General features: G+C 63.6%; 21 protein-coding genes and 1 pseudogene. 12 read left to right on the forward strand and 10 right to left on the reverse strand.

From position 1 onward, the window contains the following. Nucleotides 1-24 precede the first annotated feature (24 nt). A complete protein-coding gene (locus ACZ5MJ_RS24595) occupies nt 25-294 on the reverse strand; it encodes an Ada metal-binding domain-containing protein (protein WP_464226282.1) in 270 nt (89 codons plus the stop codon). A gap of 18 nt (nt 295-312) precedes the next feature. Further along, complete coding sequence (locus ACZ5MJ_RS24600) at nt 313-864, reverse strand: methylated-DNA--[protein]-cysteine S-methyltransferase (protein ID WP_464226283.1); 552 nt, start codon at nt 862-864, stop codon at nt 313-315. A gap of 358 nt (nt 865-1,222) precedes the next feature. On the opposite strand from ACZ5MJ_RS24600, the gene ACZ5MJ_RS24605 reads away from it, so the two are divergent. Then, nucleotides 1,223-1,999: an enoyl-CoA hydratase gene (locus ACZ5MJ_RS24605; RefSeq protein WP_464226284.1), complete on the forward strand. Its 777-nt coding sequence runs from the start codon at nt 1,223-1,225 to the stop codon at nt 1,997-1,999. A gap of 32 nt (nt 2,000-2,031) precedes the next feature. Here ACZ5MJ_RS24605 and ACZ5MJ_RS24610 read toward each other — a convergent pair whose 3' ends face one another. Together ACZ5MJ_RS24610 and ACZ5MJ_RS24615 are read right to left on the reverse strand one after the other, a co-directional pair. Further along, nucleotides 2,032-2,466: a MarR family winged helix-turn-helix transcriptional regulator gene (locus ACZ5MJ_RS24610; protein WP_464226285.1), complete on the reverse strand. Its 435-nt coding sequence runs from the start codon at nt 2,464-2,466 to the stop codon at nt 2,032-2,034. 218 nt (nt 2,467-2,684) lie between these two features. Continuing rightward, nucleotides 2,685-4,781 carry a TonB-dependent receptor family protein gene (locus ACZ5MJ_RS24615; protein ID WP_464226286.1) on the reverse strand — a complete coding sequence of 699 codons (2,097 nt, stop codon included), beginning with the start codon at nt 4,779-4,781 and terminating at the stop codon, nt 2,685-2,687. 280 nt (nt 4,782-5,061) lie between these two features. Here ACZ5MJ_RS24615 and ACZ5MJ_RS24620 point away from each other — a divergent pair, with 280 nt between their 5' ends. Further along, on the forward strand, nt 5,062-5,547 hold the full coding sequence (locus tag ACZ5MJ_RS24620) for a PepSY domain-containing protein (RefSeq protein ID WP_464226287.1): 486 nt from the start codon (nt 5,062-5,064) through the stop codon (nt 5,545-5,547). 189 nt (nt 5,548-5,736) lie between these two features. Then, on the forward strand, nt 5,737-6,855 hold the full coding sequence (locus ACZ5MJ_RS24625; RefSeq protein ID WP_464226288.1) for a helix-turn-helix transcriptional regulator: 1,119 nt from the start codon (nt 5,737-5,739) through the stop codon (nt 6,853-6,855). Nucleotides 6,856-6,911: 56 nt separating this feature from the next. On the opposite strand, the gene ACZ5MJ_RS24630 is transcribed toward ACZ5MJ_RS24625, so the two are convergent. Continuing rightward, complete coding sequence (locus tag ACZ5MJ_RS24630; RefSeq protein ID WP_464226289.1) at nt 6,912-7,040, reverse strand: hypothetical protein; 129 nt, start codon at nt 7,038-7,040, stop codon at nt 6,912-6,914. Here ACZ5MJ_RS24630 and ACZ5MJ_RS24635 point away from each other — a divergent pair. From ACZ5MJ_RS24635 to ACZ5MJ_RS24645, 3 genes are all read left to right on the forward strand, one after another. Then, nucleotides 7,039-7,755 (forward strand): hemerythrin domain-containing protein, encoded by a 717-nt coding sequence (locus tag ACZ5MJ_RS24635; RefSeq protein ID WP_464226290.1) that lies wholly within the window; start codon nt 7,039-7,041, stop codon nt 7,753-7,755. The genes ACZ5MJ_RS24630 and ACZ5MJ_RS24635 overlap by 2 nt on opposite strands. A gap of 98 nt (nt 7,756-7,853) precedes the next feature. Then, nucleotides 7,854-8,057, forward strand: coding sequence for a YgaP family membrane protein (locus ACZ5MJ_RS24640; protein WP_464226291.1), 204 nt, complete (start codon nt 7,854-7,856; stop codon nt 8,055-8,057). A gap of 338 nt (nt 8,058-8,395) precedes the next feature. After that, nucleotides 8,396-10,099 carry a SulP family inorganic anion transporter gene (locus ACZ5MJ_RS24645; protein WP_464226601.1) on the forward strand — a complete coding sequence of 568 codons (1,704 nt, stop codon included), beginning with the start codon at nt 8,396-8,398 and terminating at the stop codon, nt 10,097-10,099. Nucleotides 10,100-10,342: 243 nt separating this feature from the next. Here ACZ5MJ_RS24645 and ACZ5MJ_RS24650 read toward each other — a convergent pair whose 3' ends face one another. Further along, a complete protein-coding gene (locus ACZ5MJ_RS24650; RefSeq protein WP_464226292.1) occupies nt 10,343-10,765 on the reverse strand; it encodes an HU family DNA-binding protein in 423 nt (140 codons plus the stop codon). Between the two features lie 157 nt (nt 10,766-10,922). Between ACZ5MJ_RS24650 and ACZ5MJ_RS24655 the strand changes: the two genes are divergently transcribed. Further along, complete coding sequence (locus ACZ5MJ_RS24655; protein ID WP_464226293.1) at nt 10,923-12,146, forward strand: M20/M25/M40 family metallo-hydrolase; 1,224 nt, start codon at nt 10,923-10,925, stop codon at nt 12,144-12,146. A 367-nt stretch (nt 12,147-12,513) separates the two neighbouring features. Here ACZ5MJ_RS24655 and ACZ5MJ_RS24660 read toward each other — a convergent pair whose 3' ends face one another. Then, on the reverse strand, nt 12,514-13,575 hold the full coding sequence (locus ACZ5MJ_RS24660; protein ID WP_464226294.1) for a GlxA family transcriptional regulator: 1,062 nt from the start codon (nt 13,573-13,575) through the stop codon (nt 12,514-12,516). 110 nt (nt 13,576-13,685) lie between these two features. On the opposite strand from ACZ5MJ_RS24660, the gene ACZ5MJ_RS24665 reads away from it, so the two are divergent. The 5 genes from ACZ5MJ_RS24665 to ACZ5MJ_RS24685 are packed head-to-tail and all read left to right on the forward strand — an operon-like array spanning nt 13,686 to nt 18,483. Continuing rightward, nucleotides 13,686-14,738 (forward strand): ABC transporter substrate-binding protein, encoded by a 1,053-nt coding sequence (locus tag ACZ5MJ_RS24665; RefSeq protein WP_464226295.1) that lies wholly within the window; start codon nt 13,686-13,688, stop codon nt 14,736-14,738. A 15-nt stretch (nt 14,739-14,753) separates the two neighbouring features. Next, complete coding sequence (locus ACZ5MJ_RS24670; protein ID WP_464226296.1) at nt 14,754-15,806, forward strand: ABC transporter ATP-binding protein; 1,053 nt, start codon at nt 14,754-14,756, stop codon at nt 15,804-15,806. After that, complete coding sequence (locus tag ACZ5MJ_RS24675) at nt 15,803-16,645, forward strand: ABC transporter permease (RefSeq protein WP_464226297.1); 843 nt, start codon at nt 15,803-15,805, stop codon at nt 16,643-16,645. The genes ACZ5MJ_RS24670 and ACZ5MJ_RS24675 overlap by 4 nt, the downstream gene beginning before the upstream one ends. Nucleotides 16,646-16,653: 8 nt before the next feature. Then, nucleotides 16,654-17,430: an ABC transporter permease gene (locus ACZ5MJ_RS24680; RefSeq protein ID WP_464226298.1), complete on the forward strand. Its 777-nt coding sequence runs from the start codon at nt 16,654-16,656 to the stop codon at nt 17,428-17,430. Nucleotides 17,431-17,469: 39 nt separating this feature from the next. Beyond that, nucleotides 17,470-18,483: a proline racemase family protein gene (locus ACZ5MJ_RS24685; RefSeq protein WP_464226300.1), complete on the forward strand. Its 1,014-nt coding sequence runs from the start codon at nt 17,470-17,472 to the stop codon at nt 18,481-18,483. Nucleotides 18,484-18,805: 322 nt separating this feature from the next. Here the strand turns inward: ACZ5MJ_RS24685 and ACZ5MJ_RS24690 are convergent, their stop codons facing one another. The 3 genes and pseudogenes from ACZ5MJ_RS24690 to flgL all read right to left on the reverse strand — a co-directional run bounded on the left by ACZ5MJ_RS24690 (nt 18,806) and on the right by flgL (nt 21,425). After that, nucleotides 18,806-19,792: an IS5 family transposase gene (locus ACZ5MJ_RS24690; RefSeq protein ID WP_464222743.1), complete on the reverse strand. Its 987-nt coding sequence runs from the start codon at nt 19,790-19,792 to the stop codon at nt 18,806-18,808. Between the two features lie 85 nt (nt 19,793-19,877). Further along, nucleotides 19,878-20,123, reverse strand: a pseudogene (locus tag ACZ5MJ_RS24695) (M20/M25/M40 family metallo-hydrolase); the annotation flags it as partial. A gap of 78 nt (nt 20,124-20,201) precedes the next feature. Further along, entirely contained in the window at nt 20,202-21,425 is a 1,224-nt protein-coding gene (flgL, locus tag ACZ5MJ_RS24700) for a flagellar hook-associated protein FlgL (protein WP_464226302.1), read from the reverse strand. Nucleotides 21,426-21,460: the final 35 nt, after the last annotated feature.

Raw genomic sequence — 21,460 nt, forward strand, 5'->3', positions numbered from 1 at the left:
GGAGAAATCAACCGCCGGAGGCGGCTACCTGTGCAGCCGTTTCTTCCATTCGGCGTACGGCTCGGGCATGCAGACGGCGCAAGGCCGGTATCCGGCCGCGATGGCCGTGGTCTCGTCGAGAAAAAACACCCGGTGCCTGACATAGCCGCCGCGGGCGATTGCCTGGCGCGCGGCGCGGCAATCGAGGCGGCCATAGATCTTCGCGCCCCGATGGGCGCCCAGCGTGCCCGGCACCGGGCTTGCATACGCCTTGCCGTCCGGCCCGATCAGCATCCAGGTCCTGGCGTGGCTCATGTTGAGCGCCTTCTGGTCTCAGAACCCAGGGAGCGTTGCCGTTCGCGGGGCCGCCGACTGAGGCCGGAGGGCCTTCTCGTGCTCCAGCAGCCAGCGCTTCCGGTGCAGGCCCCATGCATAGCCCTTGAGGTCGCCATTGCTGGCGATGACACGATGGCATGGCACCACGATAGCGATGGGATTGGCGCCGATTGCCGCGCCGATATCGATGGCGGCGCGCGGGTCCGTGAAGCCCAGTTCACGGGCCAGCTTGCCGTAGGCCGTGGCCGTGCCCACCGGAATACGGGCCAGCGCCGCCCATACCCGTTGCTGCAGGTCCGAACCGGCAGTCGCCGTCGGCAGCGCCGCAAGCGCGTCCAGCTCGCCCGAGAAGTAGCGCGCCAGTCCGTCGGCGATTCGCCAGGGCGCCTGTGAGTCGACAAGGTTCGTGCTGCCATAGTGCTCGCGCAGCAGCCGATGCAGATGTGCCCTGTGATCGGCGAAATCGAGCGCGCGGATCGTCTCCCCGGCGTCGGTAACGAGCAGTATGTCGCCCAGCGGCGACGCGAGATGGCTGAGACGCAGTTGCATGATGACATCCTCATTGGTTTCGCTGCGGGTAGCGATTGGAATCACTGTAGCCATGCCGCCCGGCGCAAGCACTCCGCCTCTTGCGAACAAATTCCAGCGTGAGGCGTCTCCGGTGGCCAACAGATTTGACAGCAAGGAACGGAGAGCCGGAAAGCCCGGAAGTTCAGCAGGAACGTCCGCAGACCTCTGGCGCGGCGGAGTCGGAGCCTGCGCAGGTGGCCTGTTCACTTCCTTTCCCGAGCACTCAGCGCTGATACCGTACCGTCGGTTTACTTCGCGTGCGAATTATCTATATACTTCGCATGCGAACCTGATCCAATGCCTGCACGGCATCCCACAGCCCACCTGGAGACCGACCATGATCCCGGAAATTCGTACCGACCTGACCGGCGGCGTGATGACGATTACGCTTGCCCGGCCGGACAAGAAGAACGCGTTGACGAACGAGATGTACGGCGCACTCGCCGACACCATCGAGCAGGCGCAGCACGACAGCAATATCCGGGTACTGCTGCTGCAGGGGGACGGGGACAGCTTTACGGCGGGCAATGATGTGGGAGAGTTCGCCGCGATCGCGGCGGGAAAGGGCCCCGGCGAACGCCAGGTGCACCGCTTTCTGCACGCCCTTGCGAACGCGACGGTGCCGATTGTCGCCGCGGTCAACGGCAAGGCCGTCGGCGTCGGCACCACCATGCTGCTGCATTGCGACTATGTCGTGCTCGCGCAGGATGCGCAACTGATCACGCCTTTCGTCAACCTCGCCCTGGTTCCCGAGGCGGCTTCGAGCTACCTGCTGCCCCTGCGCATCGGGCACGTCAGGGCCTTCGAGCTGTTCGCGCTGGGCGAGCCGCTTGACGCGCAGACCGCCATGGCATGGGGCATCGCGAACAAGGTTTGCGCCAACGATCAACTGCGGGCGGACGCGCGCCGGATGGCGGAGAAGATTGCCGCCAAACCCGCCGGTTCCCTGAGCGCAATGAAGAAGCTCATGCGCGACGCGGAGAAACTGGTCTCCCAAATGACCAGCGAAAGCGCCCATTTCGAGCAGCGACTGGCAAGCGCCGAGGCCAGGGAAGCATTCCTGGCCTTCGCCGAGAAGCGCAAGCCTGACTTCAGCAAGGCCGCCCGGCAGTAAGCCGGGGCCGCACTGTCCAGCCGCGGGCCAGGTTACGCGTCGCCCTCGTCGGCGCCCGGAAACTTCGTCTGCAGGCTGGTCAGCCAGCGCGCCACCACGTCGATCTCGGCCGCGGTGAAACCTTCGGTCAGCCTGGCATTCAATGCCTTCATGCCGGTCTTGGAGCGCTGGCGCGCCGAGCGCCCTGCCTCGGTCAGCCAAAGGCGGGATACACGGCCATCGAACTCGTCCGACCGGCGCTCGATCAGGCCCGCTCTTTCAGTCCGGTCTGCCAGACCGCTCATCCCGGGCGCGCCCAGATCCAGTGCCGCGGCAGCCTCGCTCATCAGCGCGCCGTCGTTCGTGCCCAGGAAAAAAAGCAGCCCGGCCTGCGCCGCGGTCACGCCACCCGCGGCCGTGCGTGCCTGTGACCACCGCTGCAGCCGGCGCTGGCCGACGTTCAATAGATAGACGAGACGATGCTCCATGTCTGGGACCGGTATAGGATGTCTTTTAGTTCGCACGCGAATTTTATCACGTGGCCTGCGCCGGTATTTCCCTGACTTTGCCGGGCGGTTGCGGACCGTTCACTCCGCAACCGGCTGCAACATGCCGCGCTCGTGACTGGTCAGGCTAATTCTGCGGAGAAGTACGCGTCACCGAAGGATCTGCGAGACAGGCGTGCCACCTGCCTCGTGCCGGGTCATCAGAACTTATACCTCACGCCAGCATAGAAGGCCCGGCCAACACCTGGATAGAACACCGCGGTATTTGCCGTACGCGCATCGGTGACAGTGCTGAAGTCGCTGATGTAGCGCTTGTCGGCCAGGTTGCGGGCGTCAAGGAACAGTGTCACACCGCGGTCGAACTCGTAGCTGGCTTCGATCCCGAACAGCACATAGGACGGCGTTTTCAGCGTGTTGGCGTAGTCCACGTAGGCACCGGTCGGCACCCAGTCGATCGTGCCCGCCACACGCAGCCGCGATCCGCGGCTGTAGGCCAGCGTCGTGCGCAATACATGTTTCGGCACGCCGGCAATGCGATTGTTGCCGTAGACCGGATCGTTATCGAAGCGGAAATCGCTGTAGTTCCACAGTTGCGACACGGTGATCTTGTCGCCCTTGCCGATCACGTCGCGCAGCACGTCGGCGCTGGCGCCCAACTCAACCCCCTGCAGGATGGTCTTGTTGGCATTGAACGTCGACGCAGGCACATCGGGACTGACCGTGAACTGCAGCAACTGGTCACGCAGCAGCGAGCGATAGACGGTAAGGTCCCAGCCGAAACGATCGTGTTGGCCACGGGTGCCCGCCTCGATCGTCCAGCCATGTTGCGCGGCAAGCGGCACGAAGCGCTGCGTGGTGCCGATGGTCTGGTTCAGGTCGGAGAAGTCAGGCACGTCCGCACTGCGGGTAATGTCGATAAAGGCCTGGACCTCCTTCCTTGGCTCCCAGATCATGCCGAATTTCGGATTCACACCGCTGTAGGTGGTGGCATCGGCCTTTGGCGTCGGATTTGCCGGCAACCCGCCGTAGTCCGTATACTCGCGCCGGTTCCGGTACGCCTTCGCACCAGCCATCAGGGCCACGGTGGGTGACACATAGAGCCGGTCTTCCAGGTATGCCTCGTAGTTGTAGGCATCCTGCCTTGAATTGAGCGTTTGCGCGCCGCGACCGCCATTGATGTTGACGTATTGGCGTGCGTCGTTGTTGCCACCAAAGAAGCGCAGCCCGGCGATCACCTGGTTGCGCAGGCCGGCAACGGTGAACTGGCCCGTGTAGCGCGGCGCAACGCCATAGGTCCAGCTATCCTGGTCGATCACCTGGAAGATCGGGTGGTACAGGCTCTTGTGGATGCCCCAGGTGGTGAAGTCGATCTGCCCGTTCTCCAGCCTGACGCTGGTGACATTGGCCACGCGCTCGGTCCGCGTGTTGCGCGCCTGGTCGCCGGCAAGCGCACTGGCCGACGCCATGCGCGGGGTGTTCAATGCAGCATTGAGAGACAGCGCGCCAGGCAGCAACTGGTCGACAATATAGGCGCCGAAGTAAAAGCGCGTCTCAACCGCGGGGCTGAAACGGTAGCCGACATTGGCATTGATCTGTTCATACTGGCCGCGCTCGTGATTGCGATAGCCCTCCGAGTGGCTGAGCGTGCCATTGACAAGAAAATCCCATGCGCCGATCTGGCGCGATACCTGGCCGCTGCCCCGCACGGTGCCGAAGCTGCCGCCGTCAAGCCGCACCAGGTCAGGGGACTCGGCTGTCAGCGCTGTGGGCGTGGTGAAATTGATCGCGCCGCCGAGCGTGGTGCTGCCGTAGGCCAGCCCGTTGCCGCCCTTGTAGACCTCAGCCGCAGCCAGCCCAAGCGGATCGATCTGGTAGAAGTCGCCGCTGCCGTCGGCAAAGTTCGTCGGCACGCCGTCCTGCAGGATTTCGATGCCACGCGTGTGATAACCGCGCGCGATCCCGGATCCACGGACCGACAGCCGAAGCTCCTGCCCGTAGCGCTCCTGGACATAGACACCAGGCGAGTCCTTCAGCACATCACGCAAGTCGAACGCGTAGGTGTTGCTGTAGGAACCAGCGTCGACAAAGCCGACAGAACCCGCTGACTGAAACAGCGATTGTCGTTGCCGCGCCAAGCCTGGCGCCGTCAGCGAGCCTTCGGCATTGGCTCGGGCGGTGATGGTTGGCAGCGTGGGGACTTCAGTATCGGCCGCAGGCAAAGCCTGCGCCAGGGCAACGCCGGACAGGGCAGCGGCAGGAAGCACCGCTGCGCGGCGCCAAGGTTTGGCTCGTTTCATTTCTTATGGTTGTGAATCTGCACCAAGGGTGCTGGCACGATTCCATGTTTTTGGTTTGGCCGTGAGGATAAACGCCGTCTGACTACGATGCCATGTGACACGGCGACGCAACCGTAGTCAGGCCGCCTTGGCTGTCGGGACCAACCAGGAAGCATTCCGTACACCGCGAACAGCCGGGCTGAGGTCGGGCGGCAGCCCTGTCGCCGACGCGTCATTTGGTCGCACGGCCCCCGGGGTCATGGCGCGATATGCTTGCCCCACGAAAGCTGCGGGCCTTGCCATGTGGTGGCCGCGCTTGCTGCTGTCCGGCGTCGCAGCGGTCTTTACGGTGTCATGCTTCCCCAGCGATCCCAGGGGCGAGCGCACGTTGCATATCGACCAGTACAACGGCGCAGTCGTCAAGGACATCCGGTACGTCGACTACTGCCCCGTGGCCAAGGCGATTTCGTATGGCACCTCGCTGCATATGGGCCGCTATTTCGGCATTGCCAATCAGATCCTTTGCGCGGCAATTTCGCTTGGGCTGATGGGGCTCGCAGCGACCGGCTTCATCATGTGGATCCGGCGCAAGCCCACCCGCGCCCTGGGTGCCCCGTCACACCCTGCCGCGTTGCCTCCGATGCGTGCCTGGGTGGCGGGACTGGGGTTGCTGGGGTTGGTCTTTCCCATGACGGGCGTGACGTTGCTGCTGGTCTGGCTGGTCGATCTTGGCGTTGCCCGCATCACCGGCGTGCCGAAAGCCGAGCCCGGCATGGGTGTCCGCTAGAAACGGCCCCTCGGGCGGCGCATAGCAGGCGGCCAGTTCCACCCCTTCTTTTAAAGGAAATCAGCAGATACCCCCAATGCGAGGGGAATTAATCTTCTGATACCTTGTGCAAGCTAGTCAGGTCCGAAAGAGGCCGTCAGCATTGTGGCAATTAAGCGAATACTGAATTGCCAGATTCTGGGAGAGGAAGTGCCAAGGGATCATCTCATCGGGGACCTCTATGAGGCCGCCGTCCGCGAGGACGGCTTTCTGGAGGTGTTTCAGACCGTCGCCGAATCATTGGGCGCCAATGTATTCCACATGTTCAGCTGGAATGCACTGCGCAACGCTCCCCACCTGTCGATCTACACGCCCGATATGAACTGGGATGCCACCATCGAGCGCTACGATCAGTACTATGGCGCGCTGGATCCGCGGCGCAGCTTTGTCGAAACCGCGGCCATCGGCAACTTTGTCTGCTGCCAGGATCACCTCTCCGAACAGGACATCGCGCGTAGCGAGTTTTTCCAGGACTACCAGCTACCGTCAGGGTTGCGCTATCTGATGGGTGTACGCCTGGCTCGCGCCGGCAGTGACGACATCCTGCTGGGCTTGCTGCGGATGAAAGACAGGCCGCCCTACACACTGGAAGATCGCGCCGCGGCAGCGGGCCTGGTCGGGCACCTGCAGCGTTCCATCAACCTCTGGCAGGACGCCAGGATCCTGCATCGCGACGCCGCGCTTGGCAATGAACTGATGGAGCAACTGGGCCTTGCGGTGTTCGCACTGGACCGAGGCTTTCGGCTGGTCTTTGCCAACCGCGCTGCCGAAGCGATGCTGCGCGCAACCACCTGCCTGAAGCTGGAGCATGGGCGCCTGGCGTCGACCACCGCGGCCGACAACGATGGCCTGCAGGCGGCCATGGCGCGCGTGGGGAAGACGCGCAAGGGCGAAAGCCTGGCACTGCGGGCCGCAGCGGGGGCGCCGCCCGAGATCTTCCTTAATATCGCCGGTGTTCCCGGCCTGGTCGCACGCCCGGCGTTCGGCGATGCAACCCTCCTCGTTACCGCCAGGCGGCGCGGCGCGGCGCCGCTGGTGAATGCAAGACAGTTGCAGGGGGCTTTCAGGCTGTCAGCGGCCGAAGCGGCTGTGGCCGAAGCATTGATTTGCGGCAAGAGCCCCGACGAGTACGCCGCCAGCGCCAGCGTTTCGCTCGCCACGGTACGCACGCAACTGCGGGCGATCTTCGACAAGACCCACACGCGATCCCAGGCGGAAGCCGTGGGGGTAATGCTGTGGGTGCTATCGCAGGGCGGACGCGATCGCTAGGGCTTGCGCCCGCTGCCAGGAGGGGGCTTGCCGGGCAGTGTCCTGCCCATGCGGGTTCATTCAGCATTCGTCAGAAGCGCATGCAGCATGCGCGCCAGCAGCAGTTGCGTATCCGGCTCGGCCAGGTATTCCGGGTGCATGAGCGCCATCGCCCGCGGCAAGGCCAGAATGGTGTGAAATGCCATGAACCGCGAAGACGCTTCTCCTTGCCTATCTATTGATCTAGATCAGCTCTGTCTGCCCACTGAATACTATTTTGTTTGTAAGGAGGCTTGGGTTCGATATGGCTTCGAACCCGACTCTGAACTTGACCCCGTTTCCGTGGAGCGCGCCATGATCGACCCACTTGCCGGTTGGCACACCGATCACATCCATTTCGCTCAGCTACTCGACCTTCTGGAAGAGCAGGTGAGCATTTTTCATCGGGGAGAGCTGCCCAATTACAATTTGATGAGCACTATCATCTATTACATGCGAAATTTCGGTGATCGCGTTCACCATCCTCGCGAGGATGTGGCGTACGCACGTCTCGTTGAGCGAGATCCCGGCATGCAAGTCGTGGTGAATCGACTGCTACAGGAGCATCGTGTGATTGCCAACGTGGGCGAAGCGCTTCTAAGCCGCCTTAATGAAGCCGAAGGAGATGTCATGAGTTCACGCGCGGCGCTTGAGGCAGCCGCGGCCATGTACCTTGTGTACTATCGAAATCATCTCTCCACCGAGGAGCGACATGTAATGCCGCGCGCCGCTCAGTTGCTGACACCAGAGGATTGGACGGCTGTTACCGCCACTGTTCCAGAGAGCTCCGATCCGCTCTTCGGGGCAAATGCACAAGAACGTTTCGCGAGCCTGCGCAAGGAAATCGCGAGTGAAGTGCAAGGGTTCAAGCAGGTGCATTGACAGTCCCTGGGCCAATTCACAGCGTATTGCGCTGGATCAGCCAGCTATGCCCTGTCGGCGCGTAATGTTTTCCTAAAAATCCGGAGAAGGAGTCTTTCATGCAAGCAAATGTTGGAAGCGTTGACCGGTTCCTTCGGATTGCGATTGGACTGGCTTTGATTGGTCTCGCGGCGGCAGGGCGCATTGGACCTTGGGGATGGATTGGCGTCTTGCCACTCGTCACCGGCATCGTGCGCGTCTGCCCTGCCTATAGCGTTCTGAGGGTGAAGACGTGTCCTTCGCCCGACGCAAAGGCCAAGTAAGCGAAGTTAAGGCAAGCGCGCGGAACGGCCGGGTCGGTATCACCGCATCAATACTGGCAGCTTGCGAAGGTCATGGCAGAGGTTTCCTGGACAAGCGACCATCTGGCGCTTCCTTCAAAACTCTATCCGTCCCACCGCTCAAAGCAAGGCATAAGGGGCGCGCGCTTGCGCAATATCAAGCGGCGGACCGCTGCAACATCGCCTGCCAGCCTGGCCTGCGGCGGATGCGCCGGGGTTTCGTCATAAGGGAGATCCGAGCACACGGCGCGGAAATCATTCTGATGGCATCCATCAGTGGCAGAATAGGCGGACCGCCGACCGCCCCAACTACACTGACTATGTGTCCTGCGTCTGATGCCCCCGGTTCGTCCACCCCGCCGGATTCCGCCAGGGCCAATGGCGTGGCGCTGACGCGAAGCCAGCGTCTCGGGCGAGATGTGGTCGCCGGCTGCTCTATTGCCGGTCTGCTTCTGCCGGAAGCCGTTGCATACGCCGGCATCGCCAATCTGCCTGCGCAAGCTGGCCTGATCGGCCTGCTAGTCGGGCTGGTGATCTACGGCATTGCGGGCACGAGCCGCTTCGCGGTGGTGTCGGCCACCTCATCTTCCGCCGCGGTGCTGGCCGCGGCCACGCTGTCGACGAGCGGTGCCAATGCCGCGCTTCGGCTGGCGCTCGCCGCCGGGTTCGTGACGCTGGCCGGTGTCTTCCTGGTGCTGGCGGGCATGGCGCGTTTGGGCGGCATTACCGACTTCATCGCCAAGCCGGTGCTGCGCGGCTTCACGTTCGGCCTGGCCGCCACCATCATTCTCAAGCAGATTGCGGGCGTAGCCGGCATCCACCCGACGCATGGCGACCTGCCACGTTTCGCTTACCAGTTCCTGCACGAATCGGCGGCATGGAACCTCAATGCGCTCGCCGCGTGCCTGGCGGCGCTGGCCTTGCTGATCGCGCTGGCGCGCTTGCGGCGGGTGCCCGGGCCGCTGCTGGTGATCGTGCTGGGCATCGCAGCCGCCTATGCCACCGATCTGACGCACTACGGCATTGCCGAAGTCGGCGCGATCGATCTGGCAAACGTCACCATCGGCCTGCCCGACCTGCAGCGCGTACAGTGGTTGCGCGTTGGCGAGCTCGCCTTCGCGCTGGTGCTGATCCTGTATGCCGAGTCGTATGGCTCGATCCGCAGCTTTGCACTCAAGTACGGTGATGTGACCTCACCCAACCGCGACCTGGTCGCACTGGGTCTGGCCAATATCGGCTCCGGTTTGCTGCATGGCATGGCAGTCGGGGCAGGCTACTCCGCCACGTCTGCCAATGAAGCTGCAGGGGCGCAGTCTCGCCTGGCGGGTTGGTGCGCCGCAGCAGTCATCGCGCTGATTGTAGCCGCGCTGCTGCCGCAGCTTGCACGCACGCCCGAGCCCGTGCTCGCGGCCATCGTGATACACGCCGTGAGCCACACCTTGCGTCTCGATGCATTCAGGCCCTACTGGGCATGGCGCCGCGACCGCTTGCTGGTGGTCGCGGCATGTGTCGCCGTGCTCCTGCTTGGCGTGCTCGACGGACTGCTGGCGGCAATCGGGATCAGCCTGATGCTGACACTGCGTAATTTCTCCGAGCCAAGAGTCAGCGAACTGGGGCGCCTTGGCTCCAGCCACGACTACGTTGACATCGCGGCTCACCCTGAGGCCCGGACTCTGTCGGGCGTGTTGATCGTACGACCGGAAGCACCGATGTTCTTCGCCAATGCAGAACGCATGCTGGCCAGGGCGCGCCACCTGCGCGAGGCGGCCGGGCCGGCGCTCCATACGCTTGTTTTCAGCCTGGAAGAGACGCCCGACATCGATGGCTCGACGATCGAGGCGCTGCATACGTTCGCGTCCGAGGTGGCCGCCAAGGGCCAGCGCCTGCTGCTGGTGCGCCTTAAGCCACCGGTGCTGGCTGTGCTGACACGCGCGGCCAGCGAGACGCTGCCGCGCGAGTCCCTGCATGAACTGAGCGTGGATGAGTGCATCCGGTCACTGGGCCGGGCATGGGAACCTGCTTAGGGTGGACCGACCTGGCTCACGCAGCGAACGCTGCAAATCGCCTGGAACCAGACGCGCTGGCTGACCGCAAGGTGCGGTATGGCAAGGAGAGCCTGAAGGCACTGGGCCTAAAACCCGGATTGTTCGAGATCGCTGAGGAGAACCTTCCCAAAGGCACAAGGACGTTGATTCGCCCACGCGAGCGACCAGAAAACACAAAAGGGAGCCGCAGCTCCCCTTCTTCCGCCGTTGCTGCCGCGGATCTTACAGTGCGGCGTCCTTCAGCTTCTTCAGCGGGCGCACCTTCACCTTGACCGACGCCGGCTTGGCGGCAAACCACTGGTCTTGCCCCGTAAACGGATTCTTACCGAAGCGCTTCTTCGTGGCAGGAACCTGGATAGCGGCCACCTTGAACAGGCCCGGAAGCGTGAACTCGCCCGCGCCCTTCTTGTGGATGGCACTCACGATGGTGTTCTCGAGGTGAGATAGGACAGTCTGCACCGTCTTCTTGTCCAGCTCAGTCTGGGCGACCAGGTGGGCGAGCAGGCTCGACTTGTTGAACGTGTCCTTCAGCGGCTTTGCTACAGGCGCTGCTGCAGCCTTCTTTGCCGCGGGTGCGGCCTTCTTCGCCGGCGCTGCCGGTTTCTTTGCCGCCGTCTTCGTGGCGGCCGTCTTCTTCGTTGCCATGTGGCTCCCGTCGCAGAACTACCGGCACCATTGCCGGAATCCGCGCAGCATAGCGAATATCAGCGCCATCGTGCAATGGGGGTGCACCGCAAGTTGTAGGAAATCCGGGGCCAGGGTGTATAAAATCTGCTGTGCCGCTCCACTACCAAGGTCCCGCATGAAACCGTCCCGCCCCGCCCTTGCAGCGCTGTTGTTGTGCGCCGCACGTCTGTCCTGCGCCGCTGACGCAAACCCCAAGGTCCTGTCCGCCGCCGAGGGCTATCGTGGCGAGGCGCTGCATCTGCTTGAGCGCCTGGTCAACATCGACTCGGGCACCGGCAATGAGGCCGGGCTCAGCCAGATCGGCACCATCGTCGCCGACGAACTGCGCAAGACCGGAGCCAAGGTGGAAACGGTTTCCGCAACGCCTGCTGTGGGCAACAACATCCTCGCCACGTGGAAGGGCACCGGGAAGGCGCGCATCCTGTTGATGGCCCACATGGACACCGTCTTCAAGGACGGCACCGCTCGCGCCAAGCCGTTCTACATCAAGGACAAGCGCGCCTACGGCCCCGGTGTGATGGATGACAAGGGCGGTATCGTCGCAGGGTTGTACGCGATGAAGATTCTGCAGCAGCTCGACTTCAAGCAGTACGGGCAGGTCACGCTGCTGCTCAACACCAATGAGGAAACCGGCTCCAAGGGCACGCGTGCCCTGATTGAACGCGAGGCCAGGCAGCATGACGTCACCCTCAACCTGGAGCCGGGTCGGCCCGCCGACGGGCTTGTCGTATGGCGCAAGGGCAGTGGCACGGCGGAGATCGACGTGAAGGGCAAGGCGGCACATGCGGGCGTCGCACCCGAATCGGGCCGCAACGCCGCCACCGAACTGGCGCACCAGGTGCTGCAGCTAGGCAAGCTGGGGGACAGCGCCAAGCAGACGACCTTCAACATCACCGTGCTCAAGGCAGGTGATGCCACCAACGTCATCCCCGATCATGCTACCGCCTACGCAGACTTGCGCGTGGCAGTACCGGAGGAATTCGACCGCGTGGAGCGCGACCTGGCGCGCGTGTCGGCCAACAAGCTGATCCCCGATACGGAAGTGAAGACCTCGCTGGTGCGCAGCTTCCCTCCGATGCCGCGCAATGCAGCGTCGGACCAGCTAGCGACCAAGGCGCAAGCCATCTACAGCGAAATTGGACGCAAACTCACCCTCGAGGGTAGCGGAGGCGCCGCCGATTCGAGCCTGTCCGCTGGCGTCGGCACACCCACGCTCGATGGTTTCGGCATCGTTGGTGGCGGCATTCATACGCCGGAGGAATACGCTGAGGTCGAGAGCGTGGTGCCTCGGCTCTACCTGCTGTCGCGGATGATTATGGAGCTAGCCGGAACCAAGTAAGTGCTTCGTGCTGGCCAGTCCGCCGACCATTTCAGGATTGCGTGAATGCACCGTCAGCAGCATTGCACCTACGTTCTAAACATATTGCAGGTCCACTGTGACATGCTGCATTAACGCTTCTATTTGTTCCTCACGAAATGAGGACTTGGTATAGCAAATCAGGCAAAGCCGGTGACGCGTGCGGCGATATGCTCTATTGCCACACGTCGGCCAAGCACGGAGCCGCCCGACGGGAGGGCCGCCCTTTCCTTTTCCCCCTGCGCGATTGCTCCCCTTTTCGTCTCCCCTGCGCAAATAGACCGCTACGCGGTCGGGCATCCAGGACCAAGAGTGTCGGGAGGTAAGCTCCCTTACAAGATTTTCCGAGCTATCGCTCCACTGCTCCTGAGGCCACTGCGCCGGACGGCGTTGCCCCACCCTCCGCGCTGCCGCGCCGCTTGAACTCCCGCGGCGTCATGCCGAAACGCGCTCGGAAATCGCGCGAGAAATGCGCGCCGTCGGAGAACCCGCAGTCCAGCGCGATCTGCGTGATGTTGCTGTGGCCGTTCTGCAGCAGCCAGCTGCCGTACTCCAGCCGCAGCCCACGCTGAAAGCTCATCGGCGACATGGCCAGGGCTTCGTGAAAAGCGCGCTCAAGCTGACGACGCCCCAACCCCACATAGCGCGCAATGGCGTCGAGCGACGGAGGGTTGTCGATGCGCTGCTCGATGAAGTGCGCAGCCTGGCGCACGCGCGCATCCTGGATGTGGGTCAGGTCGGCATAGAAATGGGCCTGTGGAAGCTTCGCGGGCCGCATCCCCTGCAGCATCATGTGGCGCACCGCCTGCTGCGCCTTTTCGCGTCCGCAATGCCGCGCCACCAGGTATAGGCCGAGATCGATGGCGGCGGTCGAGCCCGCGCAGGTGATCAGGTCGCCCTCGTCAACGAACAGGTGGTCCACCACGGCGCGCAACTGCGGAAAGCGCGCGCGGAAAGCGTCAAGCACGTTCCAGTGCACGCAGACCGTGCGCGAGCCGATGATGCCCGCCTGTGCCAGCGCAAAAGTGCCGGTGCAGATGCCAAGCATGCGCACGCCGCTGGCCGCGGTCTGCCGCAGCCAGTCGCGCAGCGCCGGCGGCATATAGGTGTTGGGGTAGTCGTTGCCGCCGCACACCGCGATGTAGTCGAAGCCGGTCGGGTCATCGGGCAAGGCGCCCGCGACCTCGATCGCAAAGCCCGCACTCGACGTGCGCGGCAGCCCGTCCATGCTCATCACCCGCCACGCCGTGTGGATCTGCCGGCTGCGTCCGCCATGGTCAGCGGACAGGCGCAGAACGTCGACCAGGCCGGCAAATGCGGCCAGGGTGAACTGGTTCAGCAGCACAAAACCGACGCTCAGCTCGGGTTTACCCGCGCCGACCTTTGGGGTATCCGGGGAGGCCATCAGCATGACGCAATTATTCAATTTTTTGTCGATGGCTTGCAAGAGGCGCCCCCCCATTGCGCCCACAATGCCGTCACAGCCTGAGCAACAGAATTCCACTTCAAGGGGAGCAGCAAATGGGACTGGAGACACGCACCCTCACCCTCGCCGGCGCCGCACTGCTGGCCGTGACTTTCACCACCACCGCGCAAGCGCAGAGCGGCAAGCTGACCGTCGCCATGTATGGCGGTAACTGGGGCGACGCCTTCCGCAGCTGTGTGGTGGAGCCCTTCACCAAGGCCACTGGTATTGCTGTGACGCCCGAGATCGGCACCTCCACCACCACGCTGGCCAAGCTGCAGCAGCAGAAGGCTGCGCCGACCATCGACGTGGCCTGGATGGATGGCGGCATCAGCGAACTGGCGTTGCAGGCCGGCGTGGTGGACAACCTAGACGGCGCGGCCATTCCCAACCTGAAGAACGTCATCAGCAAGGCGCTCTATCGCCAGGGCGCGACCAACTACGCGGTCGGCACCGGCTACTACTCGCTCGGTCTGACCTACAACACACGTGAGGTCAAGCAGCCGCCGACCAGCTGGAAGGACCTGTGGAAACGCGAATATGCCGGCGCGGTGACGGTGCCCTCGCCCGCCAATTCCTCGGGTGTGCCCTTCGTCGTATTCATGGCCCGCGTGTGGGGCACCGACCCGGCCAACCTCGCGCCTGTGTTCCAGAAGCTGGCGGCGCTGGACACGGCGCTGTTTTTCGACAGCTCGGGTGCTGCCACTAATGCCTTCCAGAGCGGCGAAGCCGTGATCGGCGCGCACTTCAACGTCGGCGCCTGGGATCTGATCGACAAGGGCGCGACTATCGGCTTCGTGGTGCCGAAGGAAGGCGCATGGGCCACCGATGCCCGCCTGCACCTGGTCAAGGGCGCACGCAACAAGGCCGCCGCGGAAAAGTTCATCAATACCGCGCTGACGCCGGAGGCCGCCACCTGCCTCGCCACCCGACTGTACCTGGGGCCTGCCGTGCAAGGCGTGCAGGTGCCGAAGGACGTGGCGCGCAAGCTGCCGTGGGGCGCCAACGGCTCGGTGGACAGCCTGACCCTGTTCGACTGGAGCACGATCAACGCCCGGCGCACCGAGATCGCCGACGCTTGGAATCGCCAGGTTGTCCGCAAGCGCTGAATTCAGGAGACCATCATGACTGCCCTCTTGACCATCGATACGCTGTGCAAGGCATTCGGCTCATACCGGGCGCTGGACCGGGTCTCGCTGGAGATCGGCCACGCTGAATTCATCGCGCTGCTCGGGCCCAGTGGCTGCGGCAAAACCACATTGCTGCGGGCAATTGCCGGCTTCCTGGAGCCGGACAGCGGCCGCATCGCCATCGATGGCCAAGACGTCACCGCGCTGCCGCCGAACAAACGGCCGCTCAACACCGTGTTCCAGAACTATGCGCTGTTCCCGCACATGACCGTGCTTGAGAACGTAGCCTACGGGCCGCGGCGCCAGGGCGCCAGCCGCGATGAGGCCAGGCGCCGCGCGCTCGAAGCGCTCGACATGGTCGGCCTGGCCGCGCTCGGCGAGCGCTATCCGCGCGAGATGTCGGGCGGGCAGCAGCAGCGGGTGGCGCTGGCGCGCGCCATCGTCAACCGTCCGCGCCTGTTGCTGCTCGACGAGCCGCTGTCGGCGCTGGACATGAAGCTGCGCAAGCGCATGCAGCTCGAACTGAAGCACCTGCAGCAACAGCTCGGCATCGCGTTCGTGTTCGTCACGCACGACCAGGAAGAGGCGATGGCCATGGCAGACCGCATCGTGGTGATGAACGCCGGCCGCATCGAGCAGAGCGGCGCCGGCACCGAGATCTACCGCGCCCCCGCCAGCCGCTTTGTGGCCGAATTCATCGGCGACGCCAACCTGCTGCCGTGGGAAGCCGCCGGCGCTGGCCATATCCGCCTGGCGATGCAGGACGCGCACCTGCCAGTAGCCGCCGCCGACGGCAATGCGCGCGGGCTGGCGGTACTGCGCCCGGAACACCTGTGCGTGGCCCGCGCCGATGCGCCAGGCAGTCTGCTTGGCACGCTGGTCGACGTCGTCAGCCTGGGCAGCCATACGCTGCTGCACGCCAACGTCGGCGGACAGACGCTGGTGGCGCGCACCATGGGGCTGCCTGATGTGGGGCTGGAGCGCGGCAAGCCGATCCGGCTCGCGTTCGACCCGGCCAACCTGCACCTCATTGGAGAGCCGGCATGAAGCGGCTGCAGATTACGCCGGCACTGATGCTGGCGCCGCCGCTGGTGTTCTTCGCGGCGTTCTTTCTCGCCCCGCTGGCAGTGGTGCTGATCGCCAGCGTCACCGGCGGCCAACCGCCCGCGCTGACGCTGTCCAGCTATGTACGTGTGCTGGCGGACCGCTATCACTGGGACGTCATCCTGGTGACCTTCCGCATCGCCTGCCTGACCACGCTGGCATGCCTGCTGCTGGGCTACCCGCTCGCGTGGTATCTGGTGCGCGTAGTGCGCTGGCCCGCGTGGCGGCGCGTCTGCGTGATCCTGCTGGTGGTGCCGATGTTTACCAGCAACATCGTGCGCTCGTTCGGCTGGATGGTGCTCTTGGGTCGCAACGGGCTCGTCAACCATACGCTCGTCGAAACCGGGCTTGCCGAGCGGCCGGTGCGCTTCCTCGGCACGGAGACCGGCATTCTGATCGGCATGGTCTATGTGCTGCTGCCGTTCGTGGTGCTGGCCGTCGGCAATGCGCTGGCACGGGTCGACCCGGCTTGCGAGCAGGCCTCGGCCGACCTCGGTGCGAGCCCGCTTGCCACCTTTCGCCATGTCATCTTCCCGCTGACCCTGCCGGGGGTGGTGGCAGGCGCGATTATGGTGTTCACACTGGCAGTCAGCGCCTACGTCACGCCGGCACTGCTGTCGGGCGGCCGGATCTCGGTGCTGTCGATGCTGATCTTCCAGCAGTACAGCACCGTCTTCGATGTCCACTACGGCGGCTCACTCAGCATCGTGCTGCTGGTCTTCACGTTGGCGATGGTGGCCATGGCGGGCCGTGTCGGCGAACACCGGGGGATTGCGCGATGATCGCTGCCATGCTCATTCGCCTCGTCTCGTGGACGGTGCTGGCCTACCTGGCGCTCCCGCTGGTGGTGATTTTGGGCAGTTCGCTGACCGCGTCCGCCTTCCTCGCCTTCCCGCCAGAAGGCCTGACGCTGCGCTGGTACCACCAGATGCTGGCCGAGCCTGACTACGTCGCCGCCTTCACCACCAGCACGGCGCTGGCGCTGGCGGCAACCGCGGCGGCGCTGGTGCTGACCGTGCCGGCCGCGCTGGCGGTGGCCCGCTACGACTTCCCGGGCAAGCGCGCGCTGACGTCGGTGCTGATGTCGCCGCTGGTACTGCCGCATATCGTGCTGGGCGCGGCGCTGTTGCAATTCGGCGGCTACTTCGGCCTGACGCGCAGCTTCACCTCGCTGCTGATCGGGCACACCGTGATTGTCGCGCCGTTCGTGCTGCGCGCCACGCTGGCGCTGATGACACCCGAGCAGAAGGCCCTGGAAGAAGCGTCCGGCGACCTCGGCGCCAACGCGTGGACCACGTTCTTCCTGGTCACGCTGCCGCAGATCCGCGCCGGCATCGTGACGGGATCGATCTTTGCCTTCATCTCCTCCTGGATCAATGTCGAGTTGTCGATCTTCAACACCACCGCGGATCTCAACACGATACCGGTGAAGCTCTTCAACTACGTGCAATACACCATCGACCCAACCATCGCCGCGGTGTCGGGCGCGACCATCGTGGTGGCCGTCATCGCCATCACCATCCTGGATCTGACCATCGGTCTGGACATGCTGTCCGACCGCAAGTAATTCCCAATCGGCAAAACCTCACTGCAAGGAGCCATAGCCATGCGCAAGCAGGACGCGTTCGACGTTATCTACACCCATACCGAAGGGGAACCCCTTTGCATCGTCCACAGCGGCATCCCGTATCCCGCGGGATCCACAATCCTGGAAAAGCGCGCCTTCCTGGAAGAGCACTATGACTGGCTGCGCAAGGCGCTGATGCGTGAACCCCGCGGCCACAAAGACATGTTCGGCGTGTTCCTCACGCCGCCGTCGAGCCCCGAGTATGACGCAGGCCTGATCTATATTGACGGCACCGAGTACTCTCATATGTGTGGACACGGCACCATCGCCGTGAGCATGGCCATGGTGGCGCTGGGCCTCGTGCGCCGCGGAGAGGGCGGCATCACCCGCATCCGCTTCGAGACAACCGCCGGGCTGGTGGTGTCCGAGGTTGCTTCGGACGGCGACAAGGTGCTGTGGACGCGCTTCGAGAACGTGCCGGCTTACGTCGCCGCGCAGGACATCCCCGTGCACCTGCCAGGCTACGGCGACCTCAAAGCAGACCTGGTCTGGGGCGGCAACTACTTCGGCATCGTTGACCTGTCGCCGTGCGCGCTGCGCATCTCGCCGGACAATGGCACCGAACTGTCGCGCCTGGGCATCCAGGTGCGCGAGCAGATCAAGGAAAAACTGCGGATCCAGCACCCGACTGAACAGCACATCAACAACCTCAATTTCGTGACCTTCTGGCACCAGCCCACGATCGAAGGCGCTTTCTACAAGAACGTGCATGTATTCAGCGCCGGACAGCTCGACCGTTCGCCTGGGGGTACGGGCACCAGCGCGATGATGGCGATGTTCGAGGCACGCGGAATGCTCGGCATGAACCAGCCCATCTTGTCCGAGGGTCTGCTGGGCAGCGGCACGTTCGAGGGCTGCCTGCTCGGCGAGGTAAGCCTGAATGGCACCCGGGCGGTGCGCCCGACCGTCAAGGGCACGGCCAGCATCCTAGGCACCGCCCGTTGGCTAATCGACCGCAACGATCCGGTCGGTGCAGGCTTTCTGGTGCGTTGATATTGTTGATGCTGCCCCGCCCGCAAGGGCGGGCGACTAGAAAAGCGTCCGGGGTTCTTCTCCTCGGACGCCCTTAGCAAACCTGCAACGCGTCGAAGCTTCTCATCCGTACTCTCCCGACGCATAGTCATTCCGACTGCCTATTGCGCACTGGAAAGAGATATGTGAGGCGAAGCTACACCGACTAGGGAATCGCTGATCAATGAGGTTTGCGCTTGATGTTGCACAAGCCAAGGATTTCGGTTTTCGCAACGCGGGAGAGATGGGCCGATTCAAGCCATTTTTCTCTCGTTTGGCACCATTTCTGGCGCGCTTTGCGCGCTCAGGACGGATTGCTCCCCTGTGAGGCCAACAACAGCTTCCTGCCGAGCACCAGATTCGCCAGACCAAACAGGCTGAACAACTGTGCCGTGTTCTTGACCAGGCCCTTGTAGCGAACCTTGCGATGACCAAACAGATTCTTGATGACGTGGAACGGATGCTCGACCCGCGCCCGAATCTGGGCCTTGGCCCGCTCGACAGCGATCAGCAAGTCCTTGACCGCACCGTCACGCATTGCCTTAATCTTGCCGCGCTTGACGGCCACGTGCCACTTCACGGACTTGCCTTGCATCTCCTTGCGCTTGTCCACGCCCGTGTAGCCCGCGTCGCCAAACGCGTGCTCTTCGTAGCCATGCAGCAAGGCATGCGCCTGCGACACATCCGACTCGTTGGCCGCCGTGCCCACCACGCTGTGCACCAGCCCCGAAGTCGCATCCACGCCGAGATGCGCCTTCATGCCAAAGTGCCATTCATTACCCTTCTTGGTCTGGTGCATCTCCGGGTCGCGGCTCTTCTCCTTGTTCTTGGTCGATGGTGGCGCCTCGATGATGGTGGCATCCACAATCGTGCCTTCCTTCATCATCAGCCCCCGCTCGCACAGCATGATGCCGATCTCGTCAAACAGCTTTCGCGTCAGTTCATGCTCGACGAGCAGGCGGCGAAACTTCAGCAGCGTGGTCGCGTCTGGCACCGCTTCGACCGCCAAGTCGATCCCGGCAAATGCCCGCATCGCCATGCTGTCGTACAGCGCGTCTTCCAGCGCCTCGTCCGACAGCCCGTACCACTGCTGGAGGAAGTAGATGCGCAGCATCCGCTCCAGACCGATCGGCGGCCGTCCACGTTTTCCCTTGGGGTAGTACGGCTCGACCGCCTCAATCAGGCGCGACCACGGCACCAAACTCTCCATCTCCGTCAGGAAGCGCTCGCGTCGCGTCACCCGCTTCTTGCCGTGGCTCTCGGCTTCCGCAAAACTGATCTGTCGCTTCATCTCCGACTCATATCGTGGGCATGCACATGACAACGCTTGCACGCCAGTCAACGATGACTGCCGCGCTGATTAAATCAGTCTTTCCCTAGGCTACTTTAGCCACCTCAGCGAAATACTTCGCACCGATGGGTAAGAGCTCATCATTGAAGTCGTATGCGCAGTTGTGCAAAGGGGTGCCGCCGGGAGTTCCCGTAGCGCCGTTTCCGATGAACACGAATACGCCGGGGACCTCTTGCAGAAAGGCGCCGAAATCTTCCGATGCGAGAATCGGGTCCGCGTTTGCATTCACATTTTCGGCTCCTGCGACCTTACGCGCTGCCTCGATAGCAACCGGCATGCAGCTATTGGCGCAGTTTCCACGACTTTATTGTTCGCTCACAGGTGCGACCGCAACGGGCACCAAATCGCCCTACAGGTACTTAAACAAATTCATCCCCTGAATCTGCATAAACGATTGCTGCGCTCCCTGCAGCGCCGTCTGCCGCTGGTAGTACTCGGTGATCGCGGAGGCGTAATCCAGGTCCTGCAGGCCCGAAAGCGTCTGCGAGTACGTCAGGTCACGGTTGGTGCCGACGGTATTGAGCGCATCCAGTTCCTGCATGCGCGAGCCGACCGATGCGCGTACCGTCAGCACGTTGTCCAGCGAATTGGCGAACTGGCGGATGCCGGTGGCGACGGTGTTGCTCAGGTTGGCGCGATCGGTGTCGGTGGCAAGCGGGGCATTGAGTGCGTTGATGACCGACTTCAGGTTGGTGAACATGTCGGTGCCGGCCTGCTTTGCCGGCTCGACGCTGATGGTGTCGCCGTTCTGGGGCGTGCCGCTCACCGTAAAGCTGACGCCCGCGACCTGGACCTGCGATGGCGAGCCAAAGTTGACTGGACCGCCGACCGGGGTTGGCGGATTGGTGCTCTGGTCGGTGATGGTGTACTGCATGGTACCGGCACCATTGGCCTGGAATGTCAGCTTCAGCGGCTTGCCATAGAGCGGATCGGACGGATCGGTCGTCGATACCTGACCGTAGGTGGCGGTGCCGGTGTTGGTGCTGCTGCCCTTGAGCACGTAGCCCGAGGAGCTCTGCACGCTCTGGAATATGTCACGGCCGTTGTCGCCGCCGGCCATCTGCCGCGACACGTCCACCTGCATCATCTGGTGGCCGGTATCGCCCAGGTAAGACACACCGCCCGCGTTCTCCGAGAACGGCGCCGAACCGGTCTGCGTGCCGCCGAACAGGTACTGGCCGTTGCCGTCGTCGGAGTTGGCCTGGCCCAGCAGCTGGTTGTACAGGCCCTGCAGGGCGGTGGCGACCGAGGCACGGTCGCTGTCGCTCATGGTGCCGTTGCCGGCCTGGACCAGCAGCGTCTGGATATTCTGCGTGACGGTGGTCACGGACTGCAGCGCGTTTTCTTCGGCGGACAGCGCATTGTTGGTCTGCTTGCGCGACGTGGCGTACTGGCCATTGACAGCCTGCGCCTGCGAGACGCCCAGCGCGCGCGTGGCGGCGACCGGGTCGTCGGAAGGGGTCAGTATGCTGCGGCCGGTGCCGAGCTGTTGCTGGATATGCAGCAGGGAGCCCTGCTGCAAGTTCATCGAGGCCAGGCCTTGCTGGTACAGGGTTGAGCTTGCGACGCGCATTTCGTATTCCCTCTCGGTTCTGTTGGCTGACGGCG

It is taken from the genome of Cupriavidus sp. LA-1 (genome assembly GCF_055385985.1).

Excerpts from the sequence above, each read along its gene's own strand:
- ACZ5MJ_RS24595 (WP_464226282.1), bottom strand. The coding sequence starts at position 294 with ATGAGCCACGCCAGGACCTGGATGCTGATCGGGCCGGACGGCAAGGCG.
- ACZ5MJ_RS24600 (WP_464226283.1), bottom strand. The coding sequence starts at position 864 with ATGCAACTGCGTCTCAGCCATCTCGCGTCGCCGCTGGGCGACATACTG.
- ACZ5MJ_RS24605 (WP_464226284.1), top strand. The coding sequence starts at position 1,223 with ATGATCCCGGAAATTCGTACCGACCTGACCGGCGGCGTGATGACGATT.
- ACZ5MJ_RS24610 (WP_464226285.1), bottom strand. The coding sequence starts at position 2,466 with ATGGAGCATCGTCTCGTCTATCTATTGAACGTCGGCCAGCGCCGGCTG.
- ACZ5MJ_RS24615 (WP_464226286.1), bottom strand. The coding sequence starts at position 4,781 with ATGAAACGAGCCAAACCTTGGCGCCGCGCAGCGGTGCTTCCTGCCGCT.
- ACZ5MJ_RS24620 (WP_464226287.1), top strand. The coding sequence starts at position 5,062 with ATGTGGTGGCCGCGCTTGCTGCTGTCCGGCGTCGCAGCGGTCTTTACG.
- ACZ5MJ_RS24635 (WP_464226290.1), top strand. The coding sequence starts at position 7,039 with ATGAACCGCGAAGACGCTTCTCCTTGCCTATCTATTGATCTAGATCAG.
- ACZ5MJ_RS24630 (WP_464226289.1), bottom strand. The coding sequence starts at position 7,040 with ATGGCATTTCACACCATTCTGGCCTTGCCGCGGGCGATGGCGCTCATG.
- ACZ5MJ_RS24640 (WP_464226291.1), top strand. The coding sequence starts at position 7,854 with ATGCAAGCAAATGTTGGAAGCGTTGACCGGTTCCTTCGGATTGCGATT.
- ACZ5MJ_RS24645 (WP_464226601.1), top strand. The coding sequence starts at position 8,396 with ATGTGTCCTGCGTCTGATGCCCCCGGTTCGTCCACCCCGCCGGATTCC.
- ACZ5MJ_RS24650 (WP_464226292.1), bottom strand. The coding sequence starts at position 10,765 with ATGGCAACGAAGAAGACGGCCGCCACGAAGACGGCGGCAAAGAAACCG.
- ACZ5MJ_RS24655 (WP_464226293.1), top strand. The coding sequence starts at position 10,923 with ATGAAACCGTCCCGCCCCGCCCTTGCAGCGCTGTTGTTGTGCGCCGCA.
- ACZ5MJ_RS24660 (WP_464226294.1), bottom strand. The coding sequence starts at position 13,575 with ATGCTGATGGCCTCCCCGGATACCCCAAAGGTCGGCGCGGGTAAACCC.
- ACZ5MJ_RS24665 (WP_464226295.1), top strand. The coding sequence starts at position 13,686 with ATGGGACTGGAGACACGCACCCTCACCCTCGCCGGCGCCGCACTGCTG.
- ACZ5MJ_RS24670 (WP_464226296.1), top strand. The coding sequence starts at position 14,754 with ATGACTGCCCTCTTGACCATCGATACGCTGTGCAAGGCATTCGGCTCA.
- ACZ5MJ_RS24675 (WP_464226297.1), top strand. The coding sequence starts at position 15,803 with ATGAAGCGGCTGCAGATTACGCCGGCACTGATGCTGGCGCCGCCGCTG.
- ACZ5MJ_RS24680 (WP_464226298.1), top strand. The coding sequence starts at position 16,654 with ATGCTCATTCGCCTCGTCTCGTGGACGGTGCTGGCCTACCTGGCGCTC.
- ACZ5MJ_RS24685 (WP_464226300.1), top strand. The coding sequence starts at position 17,470 with ATGCGCAAGCAGGACGCGTTCGACGTTATCTACACCCATACCGAAGGG.
- ACZ5MJ_RS24690 (WP_464222743.1), bottom strand. The coding sequence starts at position 19,792 with ATGAAGCGACAGATCAGTTTTGCGGAAGCCGAGAGCCACGGCAAGAAG.
- flgL (WP_464226302.1), bottom strand. The coding sequence starts at position 21,425 with ATGCGCGTCGCAAGCTCAACCCTGTACCAGCAAGGCCTGGCCTCGATG.